Below are 18,898 nucleotides of genomic sequence, written 5' to 3' on the forward strand. Positions count from 1 at the left end.
GTTCACTTCTTGAACATCTTGTTCCGTTTGTCCGCACCCGAAAGGATGTAGGCGATGAGATCTTCCACTTCGTCCTGGTTCATGCTGTTGATGAGGCCCGGCGGCATGAGGGAGACAGGGGACGCTTTCCGGGACATGACCTTGTCGCTGCGGACTTCGGTGATCTCGCCGGGCGCAGCAGGGTTGGTCGCGACTTGCAGGAAGCCGCCTTCCTCGCCAGTGATGCGACCCACGACGGTGCCTCCATTCCTCAGCGTGATGATGCTGCTCTCATACTGGTCGGAGATGACCTTGCTGGGATCGATGATGTTCTCCATGAGATCCCGCAGAGTGTAGCGGTTTCCGGCGCCGGTGAGGTCCGGGCCTACGCCGCCGCCTTCATTGCCGAGGCGATGGCAGGCCTGGCATGCGGCGGCGATGAAGAGCTCGTGCCCGCGCTCGAAATTGCGCCCGCTCTTCGCGTTCTTGGCGAAGGCCACGACTTCATCGATGCTGTAGTTTTTCCCGGGCCCCTTTGGTGGATGAATCACGACGGGTGCAACGTTCTGCACTTTCGGAATGGCGAGAGCTGCGAGCTGTGCGCGATCCTTGGCCTCCGGCACGGAAGCGAGCGCATCCATGCGGATGGTGTCGAGGAATCCGCGGAACTGATTGCCGCCTTGCCACGGTCCCGTGCTGGCAAACCAGGTGAAAAATTCGCGGCGCAGCTCCGGTGTCCAGCCTTCTTTGGTAAAGCGCAGGCCATACGCATAGGCGAGCTGCTGCTGGTTGGGCCGTGCCTCGCCGCTGCGCAGGAAATTGGGGCCGTAGCGGTCATTGCGCGCCATGCGCTCCACCGAGAGCCAGGAGACCGGATCGTCCTTCGCGCCGCGCATGAGCTTGAGCGTCTTGGCGACGACTTCCTTTGAACCCAGCGCTGCAAGCGTGCGCGAGAGCTCGCGGTTGAGGTCGTTGGTCTTCGCGGGAAACACCGCGTCCAGCCGGGAGATCGTCTGCGTGAGCGAGTCTCCCTCCGGCAGGCCGCTGCGTGCCACCGTGACCTCATACACGCGCACCAGGGCGATCTGCTGCGCGGCATCGAGCTTGGCAAAATTGAGCGCATTGAGCATGGCCAGCAACGCCGGCTGGTTTTCCTTTCCACCGAAGCGGGCGAGCGCGAGCCCGCTCTCGATCACGGCCCAGGGCTCCGTCTGTTTCAGAGCACGCGCGGCCCAGAGCTTCGCGGGCTGGCGCTCGATGGCTACCCGCGCCGCGTAGCGCACCAGACGATCCGCATGACCGAGATGGGGCCATGCTTTGTCGATGGCCTCGGGGCCGGTGCCTTCTTCGTGCAGGCGCTCCAGTTCCACGCGCAGCTTGTGCTCTGGTGTTTCGGCGGGTGCTGCGGCCGGAGCGGTACTCTCCTTGCCCTCATAAGTTACGCGATACATGGCCGACTGAGTGCGGCGGCCGCCAATAGTAAAATACATGGCGCCGTCCTTGCCGATGACGGCATCGGTCAGCGGCAGGGGTTTGCCATAGATGAACTCCTCCAGCTTCGCCTCATAGCCCCCGCCCTTTGGCGTGAGATGCACGGCGTAGAGTGTGCCGTAGGTCCAATCGCAGGCGTAGATGGCGTGCTGATACTTCGCAGGAAAGGCTGCGCCGAGGCCGGAGACGACCCCAGTGGGACAACCCGGGCCCACTTCCACCAGCGGCGGCACGATGTCCGGGCAGTAGCCCATGAGCTTGCCTGAGGACTCGCGGAAGCCGTAGTCGCCACCGCTCACCAGATGATAGATGCGCGTGGGCCGGTACCAAGGCATGCCCGCGTCCCACTCCATGTCGCTGTCATAAGTGAAGAGATCGCCCAGGGCATTGAAGGCGCTGTCGAAGTGATTCCGCATGCCGTCGGCGATCATCTCAAAGCGTTTCCCATCGGGCGAGACCTTGAGCGTGAAGGCCTGCGGCTCTGTATCGGAGAACTCCGCGCCTTTGCTGGTGCGGGGCACGATCTGGTCATCCGCAAAAGGCCGCGAACCGCGTGTGTGCTCGATCTGCGGCTGCACCGTGCCGTTGCCGCAGGAGAGATACAGGCTCTTTCCATCCGGCGAGAGCGTGACGCTGTGGTTGCCGTGCTCGCCCTGGCCTTTGATCTCACGCAGGAGAATCTTTTCATCAAACTGGCCGGTGCCCTTGGTATCGCGCAGGCGGTAGAGGCCCGCGACATTCGGCTTCTCATTCACGAGGGCATACAGGCTGTCGAAGGCATAGAGCAAACCGTGCGCGCCATTGATCTCCGCGCTGAGTTTTTCCACCTGCGCCTTGTCACCGCTGCCCACCGGGGGCGGCGTGAGGCGGAAAAGGCCGCCGTATTGGTCCGTGGCCAGAATGCGGCCTTTGTCATCCACCGTCATTCCCACCCAGGAGCCTTCAGTGTCTTTCGTGACCTTGTGGATCAGCTCCACTTTGAAACCGGGCAGCGCCTTGATGTCTGACGGGGCGATGACTTCATCCGAAGTCGCTGCGGCGCTTTTTACACGGTCTTTGTTGAAGATCTCGCCGTACGGTTTTTTGCCGTAGGTGTTCACTACCTTGGCGGGCTTCCATTCGTCCGTCTTCGGCGCTGCCGCCAGCCATGAGGCATCGGTGAAGATGCTTTGCTCCTTCCCATCGGCAAAGGTCACGCTGAGCACGGCGAGAAATCCGGCCGCGCTGCCTTTGTTGGTGGCTTCAGCGCGCAGTTCGTTCATCCCGCTCTTCAGCTTTTTCGTCACATCCGCCTGCGTGGGCCGCTGCCAGTCGGGGTTTGTCAGCACGAGTTCGCCATTGAGGAAAACCTGCGCGCCATTGTCGCAGCTCACGCGCAGGACTGCTCGCTTGATGGCAGCTTCACCGAGATCGAACTCCTTCTTCAGCCGCGCGGCGTCCTTTGCGATGGGCGCGTCGCTCCACAGCCATTTCCACTCCGCGGTCGCTGCTGCATCGCTGGCAGCGGGCGGGGGCGTGACCACTTCGGCTTTGGGCTGCGCCTTGGCTTTGGCCTTTGCTTCCAGCGGCTTCGCGTTTGCGATGATGCTTTTGTCAAAGGCCGCCACGCCACCTTCGGGCAGTTCCTTGAGCATCACGTCCTTGATCTGCACCTTCATGGCCGGGCCGCGATGAATCTGAAAGGCGAGGATGCCTTCGAGAAGCTGGGTCTTTGCGCCGAAGTCCAGCAGGTCGATGGTCTGCTGACCGTCGATCTTGTGCACGAGATGGTTTCCTTGAGCAATGACCGTGTACTCATGCCATTCGGCGATGTCCACCTTCACGGGTTCGTGCTCGCCCGTCAGCCACTTCGCACCGCTGGGATCGATCACCACCTTCTGCCCGTTCTGCACCAGGATGCCGCCCCACTTCTCGCCATAGACCATGGCGTTGTTTGGAGCTGAGGGATGGATGTCGCACTGGTAGCCGCCCACGGACCATTTGCCGGTCTCGGGAAACTCGCGGCTGCGGTACTGGATGCCGGTGTTGTTGCCCGCCTCCTTCACCTTCACCCGCAGCTCGAAGTTTTTCAGCACGCCGCCGCGCCAGATGAGAAACTGGTTGTACTTGAGCTGCTCAGGCCCGGTGGTTTTCCCGGTGATGCAGCCGTCTTCCACGCTCCACAGCTCGGGATTGCCGTCCCAGTCGGTGAGGTCTTTGCCATTGAAGAGCGGTTTGAAACCTTCCTGGGCCGGGGCGGTGGTGGCAAACAGGAGTGAGAGAAGGAGGATGCGAGTCATGGTGCGAGCGTGGTAAAACGTCCGCTCTTGTCTGGAAATACCGGCAAAGGATGTGTCGGATTCCGCAATTGAGCCGTGCCGGCCTGCGATGCTGCGAGCCGGCGCGACAGAGACTCTTATTTCGCCTTTTTCTTTGGCTGCTCGATCAAGGCATTGGCTTCCTGCCCCAACTGGCCGGGCTTTGCGGCGTCTTTGAGGAACTCCGCCAAACGGGCGCGCATGGCGGCCACGCGCTCGGGCTCGGCGAGGGCGAGGTTTTTCTTTTCGCCGATGTCGGTGGCGAGATTGTAGAGAGCGAGGGTTTCGCCGAACTGCGCCGCAGTCGCGGAATCCGCGGTGGTGGATTTTGCCTTTTTTCCCTTTCCTTTCCCTTTGGCGCCTGCGGGGGCGTTTTCGCTGTCGGCATCGCTGCCGTTCATGACGAGCTTCCAGTCGCCCATGCGCACCGCGGCCACGGTGGGGGACTGCACGCACAGGATGGCATCGTGCGGCGAGGGCGCGCCCTGGGTGAGCATGGGCCAGACGTCCTTGCCATCGAGCGGCGTCTTTTGTTCCAGGGAGCCGCCGGCGAGTTTCACCAAGGTGGGATACCAGTCCACGGTATGCATGGGCTCCTTGAGACGTTTGCCCTCCGGGATGTGGCCGGGCCAGTTGGCAAAGGCGCAGCCGCGCACGCCGCCCTCGTAGATGCTGCCTTTGAAAGCGCGCAGAGGTGTGTTGGTGCCTGGAGGCGGGCCGCCGTTGTCGGTGGAGAAGATGATGAGCGTGTTTTCCCGCTGTCCGCTGCTTTCCAAGGCGGCGACGATTTGACCGATGGCCTCGTCCACCGCGGCGAGCATGCCTGCGAGTCTTTGCCGTCCGCCCGTCAGAGCGCCGTAGGGTTTCAGATATTCATCCGGCACTTCCAGGGGTCCGTGCACTCCATTGAAGGGCAGGTAGAGAAAGAGCGGCTTTGTCTTGTCCTTCTCCGTGATGGTGCGGCAGGCCTCCTTCGCGAGGAGATGGGTGGTGTAGCCTTCTTCTTTGATCTGCTGGCCATCGCGGTACCAGTCGAGATCCGGGCCGCGCATGTGGGTGAAGTAGTCCAGCATGCCGAAGTAGTGGCCGTAGTGGTGGTCAAAGCCGCGCGCGGTGGGCAGATAAGCAGGTTCAAACTCACCCAGGTGCCATTTGCCGATGATGGAGGTGGCGTAGCCCGCGTCATGCAGCGCATTGGCCATGGTTCGCTCCGTCAGTGGCAGGCCCCAGGTGGCGTGCGGGCGCACGATGGTGTACACGCCCGTGTGCGTGGCGTAGCGGCCGGTCATCAATGCGGCGCGTGTGGGAGAGCAGACAGGCTGCACGTAGAGCGACTCCAGCACGGTGCCGCCGGCGGCGAGCTTGTCGATGTTTGGGGTGTGGATCTCCTTGCCGCCATTGAAGCCGCAGTCGGCGTAGCCGAGATCGTCGATGAGCAGGAAGACGATGTTCGGGCGTTGCTCCGCAGCGAATGACGAAACCAGAATGAGGAATGACGAAACAAGAGTGGCGATGATTTTCATGGGATGAGAATGGAGATGAGTGGTCATTTGGCTTTCTTCTTTTTACCGGCACCGGGATCGACCATCGTCACCGGTTCGCCGATGAGGAGAGGTTTGCCAAAGACGGTTTGCTTGTCGCCCTGCTGCTGCATCCAGGCATCCACATCGGCGCGCATCCGCTGGAGGCGGTCGGCTTGCGCGGGATCGGCGGCGAGGTTGCGCAGTTCGTTGGGATCGCTCTTCACATCGTAGAGTTCCTCCGCGGGGCGTACCGAGTAGCGCTTCACCGTGGCGGCAGCGGCGGGGCTGGTTTCGGCGGCGGTGAGCCAGCTCTGCCAGTAGTTCAGCCCGCTGGTCACCTTGCTGGAGCGGGAGATGTGGGTGTGGTGCTGGAATTCGGGATGGAGATTGCGGATGTACTTCCAGTCACGCGTGCGCACGCTGCGGATGGGATAGACATTGAAGTCGCCATCGCCGCTGTGGGTGGTGAAGATTTTTTCGCGGTGAGCGGTGGCTTTGCCCAGCAGCACGGCGGCGAAGGACCTGCCGTCGATGCCCTCCGGCACGGTGCCGCCGCCGAGCTCGATGAAGGTGGGTATCAAATCTGGCCAGGCGATCATGGCGTCGTTCGTCGAGGCAGGTTTCAAATGACCGGGCCACACGGCGATGAAAGGGATGCGGATGCCGGCATCGTAGAGATTCCACTTTCCAAACGGCCACTGGCCGCCGTGGTCGGCGGTGTAGATGAAGAGCGTGTCTCCTGGCACCTTGTCTTTGGCCAGGGCACGCAGCTCACCTAGCAGCGTGTCCGCACGCGTGATGTCTGAGCAGTAGCGGGCGCGCTGCTCGCGGGTGGCGGCGGTGTCCAAATGCGTAGGCGGGAGCTTGAGGGTGGCGGTATCATAACCGGCGTTTTCGCCCCAGGGGACATGGGGATGGTGCGTGCCGAAGAAGAGGCAGAGCGGCTTGGAGGCATCGCGGGTGCTGAGGAATTTGGCGACTTCCATGGTGTCCGTATCACCGATCTGATTGCCGCCCATCACATCAAAGCCGTGGTCTTTGCCGTAGTTGCCATGCGCCACCTTGCCAAAGGCGGCGACTTCATAGCCCAGTGCATGCAGCACCGGCGGCAGAGATTTCACGTCGGGATTCTTGGCCTTGTGATTTGGCTCCGCGCCATTGCGCGCCGGCCAGAGCCCCGTGCACAGCGTGGTGCGGCTGGGGCCGCAGGCCGGAGAGGCAACGAAGGCGTGGGTGAACTTCATGCCTTCCGCGGCGAGTTTGGTCATGTTCGGCGTACGGATGTCCGTGGCACCGTAGGGCTCGGAGTCCAGCATGCCGTGATCGTCCGAGATGAAGACGACGATGTTGGGTCGCGGCGCTTTTTCCGCGGCGAAGAGCGGCAGGGAGATGAGCGCGACGAGGAGCAGGATGACGGACGGGCTGGACATGCGCCCGGTAAACGAACGGTCCCACGCCAACATCTCAGCAAATGCTGTATCGGATTCAGCATCGAGGCTTGTCATTCGGCGGGGGGCATTTTAGCCTGCGGCCCTCATGAGCCCGAAACCGACCGCCACCACCGCCAAGCAGTCCGCTGAATACGCCATCTACAAGCCCAACGGCCGTGGCACCGGCGGTGTGATCCGGTTTGAGTTCAATCGCGCCAAAGGGGCGGTGTTTGTGGATGCAGCTTCGCAGAGCGGGGAGAAGCAGTTCGACTGGGAGCAGAAAATCACCATGAAATGGGGCCTGTCCGATCTCGGCACCGTGCTGGCCACGCTGCAAGGCCGCCAGGAGCAGGCCAAGCTTTTCCACCAGTCTGAAAAGGCTAACAGCGCCTTTGAACTCACCTTCCGCGATGATCCGCAGAAGGCGCCGTACTTCATGAGCATGTCGCGTCAGGAGGCGGCGTCGAAGAGTGTGAAGAAGGTGACCATCCCCGTGACGCACTCAGAGGCCGCGATTCTGGAAACCGCCCTGCGCGCAGCGATCACGCGCTTGATTGGGTGGTGAGAAATCAAAGGCCCTCCAGCTTCACCGTCAGCGAGTCATACCCCAGCGTGCGGTCAAACTTGGCTTCGTGCTCGACGCGCTCCTCAGCTTTCAGAATGGTGATGCTCTTCACGCGCTCGCAGGACAGACGCAGGAGGGTGCGGAGGATGAGACGGGCGTGCGGGGCGCCGAGGCAGAGGTGGGTGCCGAAGCCGAAGCTGAGGTGCGGGTTCGGTTTGCGGTCCAGGCGAACTTCCTCGGGCTGGGGGAAGGCGGTGGAGTCGAAATTGGCGGAGGCCCAGGCGAGTGAGATGCGGTGGCCGGCTTTCACGGTGACGCCGTTGACGTCGGTATCCGCGGGGCAGACGCGGCCGATGTGAGTGAGCGGCATGAAGACCCGGAAAAATTCCTCGCTGGCGAGGGTGATGCGCTTGGGATCTGCGCGCAGAAACTCCAGCGCCTCCGGATGCTCCGCCAGATAACCGAGCGCGCAGGAGATGGTGTGGATGATGGTGTCACGTCCGCCGGCGAAGGCGAGATTGGCAAAGCCCATCATCTCCTCCCGCGTGAGCTTGCGGCCCCGATACTCCGCCTGTGTGAGAGCGCTGAAAAAGTCCGCGCCGGGATTGGCCTCGGCGCGGTCAAACTGAGCGTGGAGATAGTCTTCCAGCACGTTGCCGGTTTTGAATTCGCCACCGGTGACCTTGAACACATGGATGCCCCAGCCGATCCACGTTTCGCCTTCGGAAGCGGGAACGTTCAGCAGGTGGGTCAGGGCACGTGACTGAATGGGCAGCGCGAACTCGTTCACGATCTCAATCGAATCGCGGCCCAGCGCCTGCGTGAGCATGCCGTCCATCAGCGCCTCCACCTGCGCGATCATCGCAGGGTCTTTGGCGCGCTGGAAGAAGGGCTCGACGATGGCGCGGTAATCCGTGTGCTCCGGCGGATTCGTCTCGATGGGGAGCTGGCGCATGGTGCGCACGGCCTCCTCGGAAGGAATGGGCACGCGGAAGGGCGCGTCGGAGCTGAAGGTCTGCCAGTCCTTGGCGGCCTTGCGCACGTCCTCGTGGCGCAGGATCATGGTGATGTCTTCGCCGTGAAAGGGGCACTGCATCACGCCAGAGGCGCTGCGGACTTCGCGGAAGGGATCTGAAAAAGCGGGCATGGCGAGAAAATGACGAATGACGGAATCATGCAACGCTGAATGCTGCCTGCTTTCTGCGCAATGGCTGCTCTTTGTAGAATGATGCCTGCGGCCTGTGATAAGGCCGTCTGGTCATTTCTTTTTCGCTTTTCCCGCCTTGGCGGCGGGTTTGGCCGGAGCGGTGGGGTCTTCGTTGGGAGAGCCGTGCCACTGCGGCGCGATGTTTTTGGCATTCCAGTCGTCCCAGGCTTTGGAAAGTTTGGCCACAAGCTCCGGCTTTGCTGCAGCGAGGTCGTGCTCCTCGCTGATGTCTGTGCTCAGATCGTAAAGCTGCCAGCCGGACTGGGTCTTGGTCTCCATGTCGCGCACGTCCACGAGCTTCCAGTTTCCCTGGCGGATGGCTTTCTGCGGGCCAAAGCGCCAGGCCAGGGTGTCATGCGGAGGGGTGGTGGCTTCGCCTTTGAGGTGTGGCAGGAGGTTCACGCCTTCGACACCGTCCGGCTGTTTCGCCGCGGTGATGGCGCAGGCGGTGGGCAGGATGTCCATGGTGCTCACCGGCTGGTCGTAGGTTTTGCCAGCGGGCAGTTTGCCGGGCCAGCTTACGAAGAACGGCACGCGGATGCCGCCCTCCAGCGTCTGGCCTTTGTCGCCACGCAGCGGGGTGTTGACGCCGGTGTTGTAAGCAAAGAAGGGTTTCCGGCCGGAGCCGCCGTTGTCGCTGAAAAAGAACACCAGCGTGTTCGGGTGCTTCGCCTTCAGTTCGGCGGTGACACGGCCGATGTCATCATCCAGCGCCAGAAGGAGGGAGAGGTAGCCGCGGCGGTTTGGGTCGGTGACATCGGCGGGAATGCGGTCCTTGACTCTGTCCGCGATCTCCAGCGGGGTGTGCACGGCGTTGTAAGCGAGGTAGAGAAACCAGGGCTTCGGCGCATGGCGGTTCATGAAGCCCACCGCCTCATCCGTAAAGAGATCCGTGGTGTAGCCGTCGAGGTGCTGGAGCTCGCGACCGCGGTAGATCATGTTGTGCGAATGCGCGGAGCCGAATTCGGGATCGGCATCGTGATGCAGCAGGTAATTGTGACCGCCGACGAGGAAGCCGAAAAACTCATCGAAGCCGCGCGACTGCGGGTGATGCGCGGCATCAAAGCCCTGGTGCCATTTGCCGATGAGCGCGGTGGCGTAGCCGTCATCGTGCAGCACATTCGCAATGGTGCGCTGGTCCAGGGGCAGGCCCAGCTTTGCCTCATCGCCCACATGCGGATTGAACTCGTGGCCAAAGCGTGTCTGCGATTTGCCGGTGAGGAAGCCCGCGCGCGAAGGGCTGCAATAGGGCGCGGTGACATAGCCGTTCGTACAGCGTACGCCGCTGGCCGCGAGGGCGTCGATGTTTGGCGTGGGCACCACCTTGCCGCCATTCACGCCGATGTCCGCGTAGCCGAGATCATCCGCGACGATGACGAGGATGTTGGGCTTTCCCTGCTGCCCGAAAGCTGGGGCAAGGGTGAGGCAGGCGAGGGCAGAGAGAAGCACAGGGAGGAATTTCATGGTCGGTGTTTAACGAAGCGCGAGAGGCAGTCTGCCAGCAAAAAAATGGATGCGGGTGGTTTTTCATTTCGTACCGCGAAAGTCTTTATGCCGGGCTTCGGAATCTGCTGATCGATCCGGGCAGGCCTTTCGTTCAATACGAAATGCGCGGAGGCGAGAAACGCGCGCCATACCGACTGAATGCAGCTCCAGCCCATGCCCATGCCCTCAACCATGAAAACACTGATCCTGCTCCTTGCGTCATTCATCCTCTCGCATGCGATCTTCGCCGCGCCGCCGAATGTGGTGCTGGTGATGGCGGATGACCAGGGCTGGGGAGACACGGGCTACAACGGGCATCCGGACCTGAAGACGCCGAATCTGGATGCGCTGGCCAAGAGCGGGGTGCGGCTGAACCGTTTCTACACGGCTCACTTCAACTGCTCCCCCACGCGCGCCAGCGTGATGACGGGGCGGCACCCGGACCGCATGGGCACCTTCAATCCGGGCGCGCCCATCCGGGCCGAGGAACTGACGGTGGCGAAGGTGCTGCAGGCGGCGGGTTATGCCACGGGGCACTTCGGCAAATGGCACCTCAATGGCAAGAACGGCGACAAGAACACCACCGACATGCCAGGGCGCGCCATTCTGACGAGCGATCCGCTTTCGCCTGGGAAAATGGGTTTCGATGAATGGGTCTCCGCGGACAACTTCTTTGACCTGGATCCCGTGCTGGGACGCCAGGGGGTGCCGGAGAAATTTCACGGCGACAGCTCGGACGTCACCACGGATGAGGCGCTGAAGTTCATCAAGAAGCAGGCCGCGGCGGGGAAGCCCTTTCTGAGCGTGGTGTGGTTTGGCTCGCCGCATGTGCCGCACATCGCACTGCCGGCGGACAAGGCGCCCTACAGCGGTCTTTCCGAGGAGGAGCAGAACTACTATGGGGAGATCACCGCCGTGGACCGGAGCGTGGGGCGGCTGCGCGCGGCGCTGAGGGAGCTGAAGGTCGCGGACAACACGATCTTCTGGTACAACAGCGACAACGGCGGACATGCGGGCCCGAAGTCCACCGGCCATCTGCGCGGTGAAAAGGGCACGCTGTGGGAGGGCGGGCTGCGAGTGCCCGCGGTGGTGGAGTGGCCGGCGCGCATCACGCAGCCCTTTGTCAGCGAGACGCCCTGCTCCACGCTGGACATCTACCCGACCGTGCTCGCGGCCACCGGGGCCGTGGCGCAGCAGCAGATCCAGCCGCTGGATGGCATCAGCCTGCTGCCGTTGTTTGACCGGCAGACGGAGACGCGCAGCAAGGCGATCCCCTTCTGGGCGCACGGGCGCGACGGCGGAGGCCATGCGGCGCTGCTGGAGTGGCCCTACAAGCTGCACACGAATCCGGCGGGCGCGCGGGGCAGGAAAAAGAAGAAGGATGAGGCCGTGCTGCCCACGGTGCTGCTGTATGATGTGTCCAAAGACCCGAAGGAAACCACCGACCTGGCGGCACAGGAGCCTGAACGGGTGGCGAAAATGACGGCGGAGCTGAACGCCTGGAAAGCTTCCGTGGAGAAAAGCCTGACGGGCACCGACTACGTGCAAAGGGCGGGGAGGTAAGCTGCGTATGGATGTCCTGCCATGAAGAAGATCTCCCTGATCGCACTCACTCTGCTGACCGGCGGCATGCTGTGGCAGAGCGCCTTTGCAACGGCGGCGCCGAATGTCGTCATCATCCTGGCCGATGATCTCGGCTACGGAGATCTGGGGTGCTACGGGCATCCGAAGATCAAGACGCCGAATCTGGACCGCATGGCGGCGGAGGGAACGAGGCTGACGCAGTTCAACTGTCCCGCTCCCTTTTGCGCGCCCACGCGCGCCGCGCTGATGACGGGGCGCTACCCCTTTCGCTGCGGCATGACGGCGAACCCCGCGCCTGATGGCGGCCCCGCGGCAGATGCGCTGCATCTGCCGGAGAAAGAAGTCACGCTGGCGCAGGTGCTGAAGTCCGCCGGCTATGCCACGGGCATGGTGGGGAAGTGGCACCTGGGGCACAAGGCGGGCTTTCTGCCCACGGAGCGCGGCTTTGATGAATACTACGGCATCCCGTATTCCAATGACATGCGGCCGGTGCAGGTGCTGGAAGACACGCAGGTCATTGAATACCCGGTGGTGCAGGCCACGCTGACACGGCGCTACACAGAGCGGGCGCTGGGCTTCATCGAGCGCAGGAAGGACCAGCCGTTTTTTCTTTATCTCGCCGAAGCGATGCCGCACAAGCCGCTGGCGGCCTCCGAGGCCTTTTACAAAAAGAGCGGTGCGGGACTCTATGGCGATGCGGTGGCGGAGCTGGACTGGAGCGCGGGCCAGGTGCTGGCGAAGCTGAAGGAGCTGGGGCTGGATGAGAACACGCTGGTGCTTTTCAGCAGTGACAATGGGGCGTGGTTTGGCGGGAGCACCGGCGGGCTGCGCGGCATGAAGGGCGCACAATGGGAGGGCGGCTACCGCGTGCCGATGATCGCGCGCTGGCCGGGCAAGATTCCCGCGGGACGTGTGAGCGAGCAGATGGCCATCACCATGGACCTCTTTGCCACGGTGCTGGAAGCGACGGGCGCGAAGATGCCGGACGAGCGTGTGCTGGATGGCCGGAGCCTGCTGCCGCTGCTGAAGGGGGATGGGAAGCCGCCGCATGAATACCTCTTTGGCCATCTCAACTCCAAGCTGGCGAACATCCGCGATGCGCGGTGGAAGCTGCACGTGCTGCCCGCCACGCAGCTCAAGCTGAAGGCCGAAGCGGACGGCAGGTGGCTGGACCCGCGCGCGCCGGACGGGGTGACGATTCTCGCGCCGTATGAGCAGTACAATCTGGACGCCTTTCCGGGCCTCAACACCGGAGATGCGGCGGCGAAGATGCAGCTCTTTGACCTGCAAAACGACCCCGGCGAGCAGCACGACGTGGCGGCACAGCACCCGGAGGAGGTGAAACGCCTGCTGGCCGCGTATGAAGCGATGAACAAGGACGTGCCTGTGGTCGAGGAGGTGAAACGCACGCCGTATAAAAAATAGCCGCGCCTGCCCGTGCGACCCGCATTGTTTGTTTGAAAGAGCAAGGCCGCGCCTGCGTCCTCACATTCCCGACCCATCATGAAACTCGCCCTGACCTTTTTCTTTGCCCTGGCCCTGCATGCGTTTGCCGACCTCGCCGGCAGCAGGCCGAACATCATCCTCGTCATGTCGGATGACCAGGGATATGCGCAGATGGCCTGCCAGGGGCACCCATGGCTGAAGACGCCGAATCTCGATGCGCTGCATGACAAGAGCCTGCGCTTCACCCGCTTTCTGGTGAGCCCCACGTGCTCGCCCACACGCAGCGCCATCATGACGGGGCGGCATGATCTGAAGAACGGCATCACACACACGATCCTGGAGCGCGAGCGCATGACGCTGAACGCCACCATCCTGCCGCAGGTGCTCAAAACCGCAGGCTACACCTCCGGCATCTTTGGCAAATGGCACCTGGGAGATGAAGACGCGTATCAGCCCAACAAGCGCGGCTTTGACGAAGCCTTCATCCACGGTGCGGGCGGGATCGGCCAGGCTTATGACTGCTCCTGTGCCGATGCGCCGGACAACAAGTACACCGACCCCGTCATCCGGCACAATGGCAGCTTTGTGAAGACGCATGGCTTCTGCACGGATGTGTTTTTCACCGCAGCGCTGGGGTGGATCAAACAGCAGAAGGACAGCGGCAAGCCCTTCTTCACCTACATCGCCACCAATGCGCCGCACGGCCCCTACACCGCGCCGGAGAAGAATGCGAAACGCTTCACCGACCTCGGCTTTGCCAAAGATCAGGCCGGGTTTTATGGGATGATCGAAAACATCGACGAAAACATGGGGCGCCTGGCGGAGAAGCTGAAGGAGTGGGACCTGTACCAAAACACGGTGGTGATCTTCATGTCTGACAACGGCACCACGGGCGGCGGGCCGGGGGCGGCCATCGGGGGCAAGGAGATCATTCCCGGCTATCCCTTCTTCAATGGCGACCAGGTGGGCATGAAGGGCTCCACCGATGAAGGCGGGGTGCGTGTGCCGTTTTTCATCCGCTGGGACGGGCACATCACTCCCGGCCGCGACATCAAGACCATCGCCGCGCACATCGACCTCCTGCCCACCTTTGCGGCGCTGGCGAATGCCGAGCTGCCGAAGAACCAGGTGGAGGGCCGCAGTTTGCTGCCGCTGATCGAGGACAAGGCGGCGAACTGGGAGGACCGCTATCTTTTCACCCATGTGGCGCGCTGGCCCACGGGCACGGAGCCGAATACGCAGGAGTTCCTCAACTACGGCGTGCGCAATCAGCGCTTCCGCTTTGTGGGTCCGCGCATGGGCCCGGGGAATCCGAAGAAGAAACAGCAGGCGCCTGCCGCGGCCGCGAAGCAGCCCGGCAAGGGCGCGCTGTATGACCTGGAGGCTGATCCTTACCAGAAGACGGATGTGAGCGGGGACTACCCTGAAGTGGTGCAGAAAATGGGCGCTGCGTATGAGGCCTTCTGGAAGGAGGCGCGCCCGCTGATGGTGAATGAAACCGCGCCCATGTCTCCGACGCGGCCCTTCTGGGAGGCGTATGAGAAGCAGCAGAAGGCCGGGGGGATTCCGGACTGGACGCCGCCTGCGCTGTGAGCGGGGAGGGGGGGCGGGACTATCCGGGTCTCGCGTTGGGCCGTGGATCGCGCTCCCCTGCTGTGCTACGTGTCCCGATGTATATCGAGAGCCTTCAGCGCGAGATCGCCGTCTGTCCGCATGCGGAGGTGGAGGGATTTCTGGCGCGCGAACCCGGCCGCTGGCACGTCATCAGCATTCGCGAACCTGCTCATCCTGAAGCCTCGCTGAAGGACGCATTGAGAAGCCGGATCTTTGTGTTTCTGGATGTCCAGGTGGGAACCGAGGCGGAAAGCCCCAGCCGGGCGCATCTGGAGAGCATTCTGCGCTTTGCGAAGCAGTGCCGGAATGCGCCGCTGCTGGTGCATTGCTGGGCCGGTCGTTCGCGCAGCACCGCGGTGGCGCTCGTCATCATCCTTCAATCCTTATGGGATCAGGGTGTGGATGGCGTTGAGCTGGTGCGCAAGGCGTTGGACGCCCTGCTTTTGATCCGACCTCTGGCAGCGCCCAACCGGCTGGTACTGCGTCTGGGGCTGGAGCAGTTTCTGCCTCCGGCGCTTGCCAGTACGCTGACCAAAGCGGTGCTTTCAGAGCCGCGCCTCCAGAAGAATTTTCAGTTTCTGCAATCCTAGCGTTCGGCTCTCAATCATGCATTTGCACCCGCCAGCCTTGGCTGATACACACACGCCGGATCCTCTGCAAAGGGATCGCCTGTGACGCCGAACGCGCGGGCTCGGGAGCCGCCGCAGACGGTGCGGAACTCGCAGCGGCCGCATTTGCCGCCGAGGGCGTCGTTGTCGCGCAGGGAGACGAAGAGCGGGTGATGGCGGTAGATGTCCGCGGGTTGTTCATGGCGTACGTTGCCGCAGTCGAAGGGGAGGAAGCCGCTGGGCGAGACCACGCCGGTGTGGGAGATGAACATCACACCGCGCCCGTCGCGAATGCCCAGCGGTGAGCGCATGCCCGGGCGCTGCCTGCCGCCGGCGCCGTGTTTCTGAATCAGCACGCGGCGGAAGTGGTGGCCCTCCGTGGTCTTGATGGCAAAGGGCGCCTTGCCGACCAGTGAAGCCATGTCTTGAAAAACATGCTCGATATCCTGCGGATCGGGCAGGTCCGCGATGCCGGCGCGGCCGGTGGGCACGAGCAGAAACACGCTCCACATGGCGGGTTTCAGTTCAAACATGAGCTGCTTGAAGGCCTCATACTCGCGCAGGTTTCCGCGCGTGAGGGTGGTGTTGATCTGCACGCTCAGGTCCGCGGCGTGGGCGCGGTGCACGGCGGCGATGGTGCGGTTGAAAGTGCCCTCCACACCGCGAAAGGCGTCGTGTGTTTCGCGCGTGGCACCGTCGAGGCTCAGGGAGATGCGCTCCACGCCCGCGGCTTTGATTTCGGCAAAGTCCGCATTCATGAGGCGCGCTGTGGCGGAAGGGCTGAGCCCAACGTGCAGCCCCGCAGCCGTGGCCTCGCGCACCAGGTCCAGCGCGTCCGTGCGCATGAGCGGATCGCCGCCGGTGAGGATGAGCATGGGTGGCTTCAGTTCGGCAAGCTGGCGGATGAGGCGGCTCGATTCCGCGCGGTTGAGTTCATCAGGATGGCGGCGGGGCTGTGCCTCCGCGCGGCAGTGTTTGCAGGCCAGTGCGCAGGCCCGCGTGATCTCCCAGAAGACGAGGAAGGGCCGCTCATCGAAGCCATCGTAGGCCATCGATTCGACCCTGGACCATTCGGGATTGCTCAGTGCGGGGTTCATAAGAGAACTAACGGGAGGATGAGGTTTCCGTCCCTTCTGTCCGTGGGGAATGATGTGCTGATTTTGCGGGAAGACTACTCCTCATCCCTCTTCACGAAGCGCCGGCGGTGCCAGAGCAGCCAGAAGAGGGCCAGCAGGGCCCAGGTGACGGCGGCGTAGATGTGGTGGGAGACGGTGGTGGACGGAACCCAGGCGGGGGTGGCGCGGGTGATGGCGGCCAGCACGCCGAGGAAGATGAGGAAGCGCACCCATTTGCTTTTCACAAAGAAGCCTTCGAGATCGCCGCTATGACCGAAGAGCACGCGGCTGCCCACGACGAGCATGAGCATGCCGAAGCCGCCGATGTAGAGCAGGTGCTCCACGCTGACGTGCTGCGGGTAGAAAAATCCGGCGAGCGCCAGCCCCAGCCCGCCAAGGGCGAGCGCCCAGAACAAGCCGGTGGTGAGCGAGCCGCTTTGCGAGGTTTTCCAGCGTACTTCCATCAGGAGATAGGCCGCAGCCACGAGGGCTCGCAGCGAATAGCCGGACAGCACCCAGCCCTGTGCCTCCATGACAAAGCTGACCACGAGCAGGAGCGCCGCCACGAGGGCGCGGATGAGTTTGATCCGGCTCTGGGCGGGGGTTTTGGGATCGCCGAAATCTCCGCCTAGCATGCGGGGAAAAACGAAGGCACCGATGCCGAGCACCGGCGGCAGCAGCAGGCCCTGGTAGAGCAGGAGAGTGGCGAGACGCAGGCGCTGGGGATCCAGCAGGGTGGCATTTGAGAGCAGCAAGGAAGAGCCCGTGATGCCGCAGATCAAGCCGGTGAGCGCCAGGAGCAACTGGGGCGGCGGCGCTTCTTGGCGGAACTTCACCACACGCACCATGAGGCAGAGCAGCAGCGAGCCGAGCAGCACGATGAAACATTCATCTCCCCAGGCCATGCGCAGGGAGAGGTGCGCGATGCCGCAGGCCTGATGCAGCGCGAAGAGCCAGAAGAGCTCCAGCGGGGTGAGCTTTGGCGCGGTGGCCATGCGGGGGCCGGCGGTGCCGAGAAAGCCGACCACAAACGCTCCGCCGAAGGCCTCGATCATGATGCGGGCGTGGACGAAGCCGGGGTAGAAGCCGATCTGCTGCGCGTAAAACAATGGCCACAGCGCCACGCCGATGATGCTCCACACGGCGCCGCTGAAAAAGAAGAGGCGATACGGCTCCGCCGCGAGCCAGCGCAGGCCAGCGCGGCGCGGACCGGGGGCGCGGTGTTTCTTGTGCTTGCAGGCGGGAAAACTCATGGCCGGGGGGGCGAGGTTTGCGGCAAATGCCGCGTCACCGCTTCGATGACGGGGCGGATGTCTGCATCGAGCGATTCATGGCGGGCGATCACCCGCCCGCTTTCATCCAGTGCCACGATGAGATTGGAATGGGTGAAAAAGCCATCGACCCTGGAGTACTTGAAGTCCAGCAGCACCGCCGCCTGCCGCACGATTTTTTCCTCCGCGGAGAGGAAGGTCCAGCGCGCGGGATTCATGTGCCGGTCCCGCAACACGCCTGACATCTGTGCAGGCGTGTCTTCCTCGGGATCGATGGAGAGAAAGACAAAGCGGACCTTGTCCGCAGCGGCGCCGAGTTCGCGCTCGATGCGCTGCATGTCGCCCAGGATGCGGGGGCAGGAAAACCTGCAGCGCGTGAAGCCCATGGTCAGCACGCGCACGGTGCCACGCAAACTGGAGAGATCCACCACGCGGCCGTCCTGCGCGCGCCATTGGCCGGGGAGGTCATCGAGCGTGGTCAAGGTGGAGGGCGCGGGTGCCCGCGGTGTCTCGTGCGCGGACTGAGCGCAGCGGAAGCCGAGGGTTCCCACGCAGTAGGGGCCCTTGAGGCTGGAGCGAAAAGCGTAGCGCATGAATGCGGCGTAGTTTCCCGCATCTGCCGCCAGCAGCGAGCCCGCGCCGCAGAAGAGCTTGGGGTCAGGAGAGCCGTCACTCCGTGAGTCCGCGCCTGCCATGGTGGCATTGAAATCTTCCACCCATTCCCAGACCTGGCCATGAAGACCGCGGAGGCCGTACACATTGGCCGGCGTGCCGCGGACGTCATCCAGGGCGCTGGTGGCGGGGCGGGAGTACCAGGCCAGAAGCTGCTGCACAAACGCGGGGTCCTTGCTTGCATCCGGCCGCGTGGCGTCCGCGCGCGCCACGAACTCCCACTCGTCCTGCGTGGGCAGGCGCCTGCCATGGGCCGCGCAGTAGGCCCTGGCGGCGAACCATGAGACATGCGTCACGGGTGCGGCACGCAGCCTGTCGCTGCCAAGATCCAGATCACCGGCCCAGTGGGAGAGATAGTTTGGATCCGCGAGGCTGCGGGGGACGCGCGAGCGCCGCCACTCGGGGTGCTGCTTCACAAAGTCGAGGAACTGGCCATTGGTGACCTGGGCTGCATCCATTAAAAACGCCTCCACCACACGCGCCCTGGCGTCCGTGCCAAACGCCGGAGCATAACGGCCCGCCGGGATGGCGACCATTCCTGGTGGCGGCTCTGCGGCGGCCAGGGAGACCACCGCCAGGAGGAAAGATGAGAGAAGCAGGCGCATGAGGGG

The 18,898-nt window shown here is 63.3% G+C and carries 13 protein-coding genes; 5 read left to right on the forward strand and 8 right to left on the reverse strand.

All coding sequences use genetic code 11. The features are described from left to right. Positions 1–2: 2 nt before the first annotated feature. From ACILSQ_RS03975 to ACILSQ_RS03985, 3 genes are all read right to left on the reverse strand, one after another. Positions 3–3,749, reverse strand: a complete 3,747-nt coding sequence (locus tag ACILSQ_RS03975) for a family 16 glycoside hydrolase (RefSeq protein ID WP_395742286.1) — start codon at positions 3,747–3,749, stop codon at positions 3–5. 116 nt (positions 3,750–3,865) lie between these two features. Further along, complete coding sequence (locus ACILSQ_RS03980; RefSeq protein WP_395742287.1) at positions 3,866–5,290, reverse strand: sulfatase-like hydrolase/transferase; 1,425 nt, start codon at positions 5,288–5,290, stop codon at positions 3,866–3,868. Between the two features lie 23 nt (positions 5,291–5,313). Beyond that, positions 5,314–6,720 (reverse strand): sulfatase-like hydrolase/transferase, encoded by a 1,407-nt coding sequence (locus tag ACILSQ_RS03985; RefSeq protein ID WP_395742288.1) that lies wholly within the window; start codon positions 6,718–6,720, stop codon positions 5,314–5,316. A 106-nt stretch (positions 6,721–6,826) separates the two neighbouring features. On the opposite strand from ACILSQ_RS03985, the gene ACILSQ_RS03990 reads away from it, so the two are divergent. Further along, positions 6,827–7,285: a hypothetical protein gene (locus ACILSQ_RS03990; protein WP_395742289.1), complete on the forward strand. Its 459-nt coding sequence runs from the start codon at positions 6,827–6,829 to the stop codon at positions 7,283–7,285. Positions 7,286–7,289: 4 nt separating this feature from the next. Here ACILSQ_RS03990 and ACILSQ_RS03995 read toward each other — a convergent pair whose 3' ends face one another. Continuing rightward, on the reverse strand, positions 7,290–8,432 hold the full coding sequence (locus ACILSQ_RS03995) for a cytochrome P450 (protein WP_395742290.1): 1,143 nt from the start codon (positions 8,430–8,432) through the stop codon (positions 7,290–7,292). A gap of 111 nt (positions 8,433–8,543) precedes the next feature. Then, positions 8,544–9,956, reverse strand: coding sequence for a sulfatase (locus ACILSQ_RS04000; protein WP_395742291.1), 1,413 nt, complete (start codon positions 9,954–9,956; stop codon positions 8,544–8,546). Positions 9,957–10,169: 213 nt separating this feature from the next. Between ACILSQ_RS04000 and ACILSQ_RS04005 the strand changes: the two genes are divergently transcribed. The 4 genes from ACILSQ_RS04005 to ACILSQ_RS04020 all read left to right on the forward strand — a co-directional run bounded on the left by ACILSQ_RS04005 (position 10,170) and on the right by ACILSQ_RS04020 (position 15,211). Beyond that, on the forward strand, positions 10,170–11,540 hold the full coding sequence (locus ACILSQ_RS04005) for a sulfatase (RefSeq protein ID WP_395742292.1): 1,371 nt from the start codon (positions 10,170–10,172) through the stop codon (positions 11,538–11,540). A gap of 21 nt (positions 11,541–11,561) precedes the next feature. Continuing rightward, the gene (locus tag ACILSQ_RS04010) at positions 11,562–12,986 is read left to right on the forward strand and encodes a sulfatase (protein ID WP_395742293.1); all 1,425 of its coding nucleotides are present in this window, start codon (positions 11,562–11,564) and stop codon (positions 12,984–12,986) included. A 78-nt stretch (positions 12,987–13,064) separates the two neighbouring features. Then, entirely contained in the window at positions 13,065–14,600 is a 1,536-nt protein-coding gene (locus ACILSQ_RS04015) for an arylsulfatase (RefSeq protein WP_395742294.1), read from the forward strand. Between the two features lie 77 nt (positions 14,601–14,677). After that, on the forward strand, positions 14,678–15,211 hold the full coding sequence (locus ACILSQ_RS04020; RefSeq protein ID WP_395742295.1) for a hypothetical protein: 534 nt from the start codon (positions 14,678–14,680) through the stop codon (positions 15,209–15,211). A 14-nt stretch (positions 15,212–15,225) separates the two neighbouring features. Here the strand turns inward: ACILSQ_RS04020 and ACILSQ_RS04025 are convergent, their stop codons facing one another. From ACILSQ_RS04025 to ACILSQ_RS04035, 3 genes are all read right to left on the reverse strand, one after another. Continuing rightward, positions 15,226–16,326: a radical SAM protein gene (locus ACILSQ_RS04025; RefSeq protein ID WP_395742296.1), complete on the reverse strand. Its 1,101-nt coding sequence runs from the start codon at positions 16,324–16,326 to the stop codon at positions 15,226–15,228. 74 nt (positions 16,327–16,400) lie between these two features. After that, complete coding sequence (locus tag ACILSQ_RS04030) at positions 16,401–17,597, reverse strand: NnrS family protein (RefSeq protein ID WP_395742297.1); 1,197 nt, start codon at positions 17,595–17,597, stop codon at positions 16,401–16,403. Beyond that, on the reverse strand, positions 17,594–18,892 hold the full coding sequence (locus tag ACILSQ_RS04035; protein WP_395742298.1) for an SUMF1/EgtB/PvdO family nonheme iron enzyme: 1,299 nt from the start codon (positions 18,890–18,892) through the stop codon (positions 17,594–17,596). The genes ACILSQ_RS04030 and ACILSQ_RS04035 overlap by 4 nt, the downstream gene beginning before the upstream one ends. Positions 18,893–18,898: the final 6 nt, after the last annotated feature.

Source organism: Prosthecobacter sp. (assembly GCF_044227185.1).
Classification (GTDB): domain Bacteria; phylum Verrucomicrobiota; class Verrucomicrobiia; order Verrucomicrobiales; family Verrucomicrobiaceae; genus Prosthecobacter.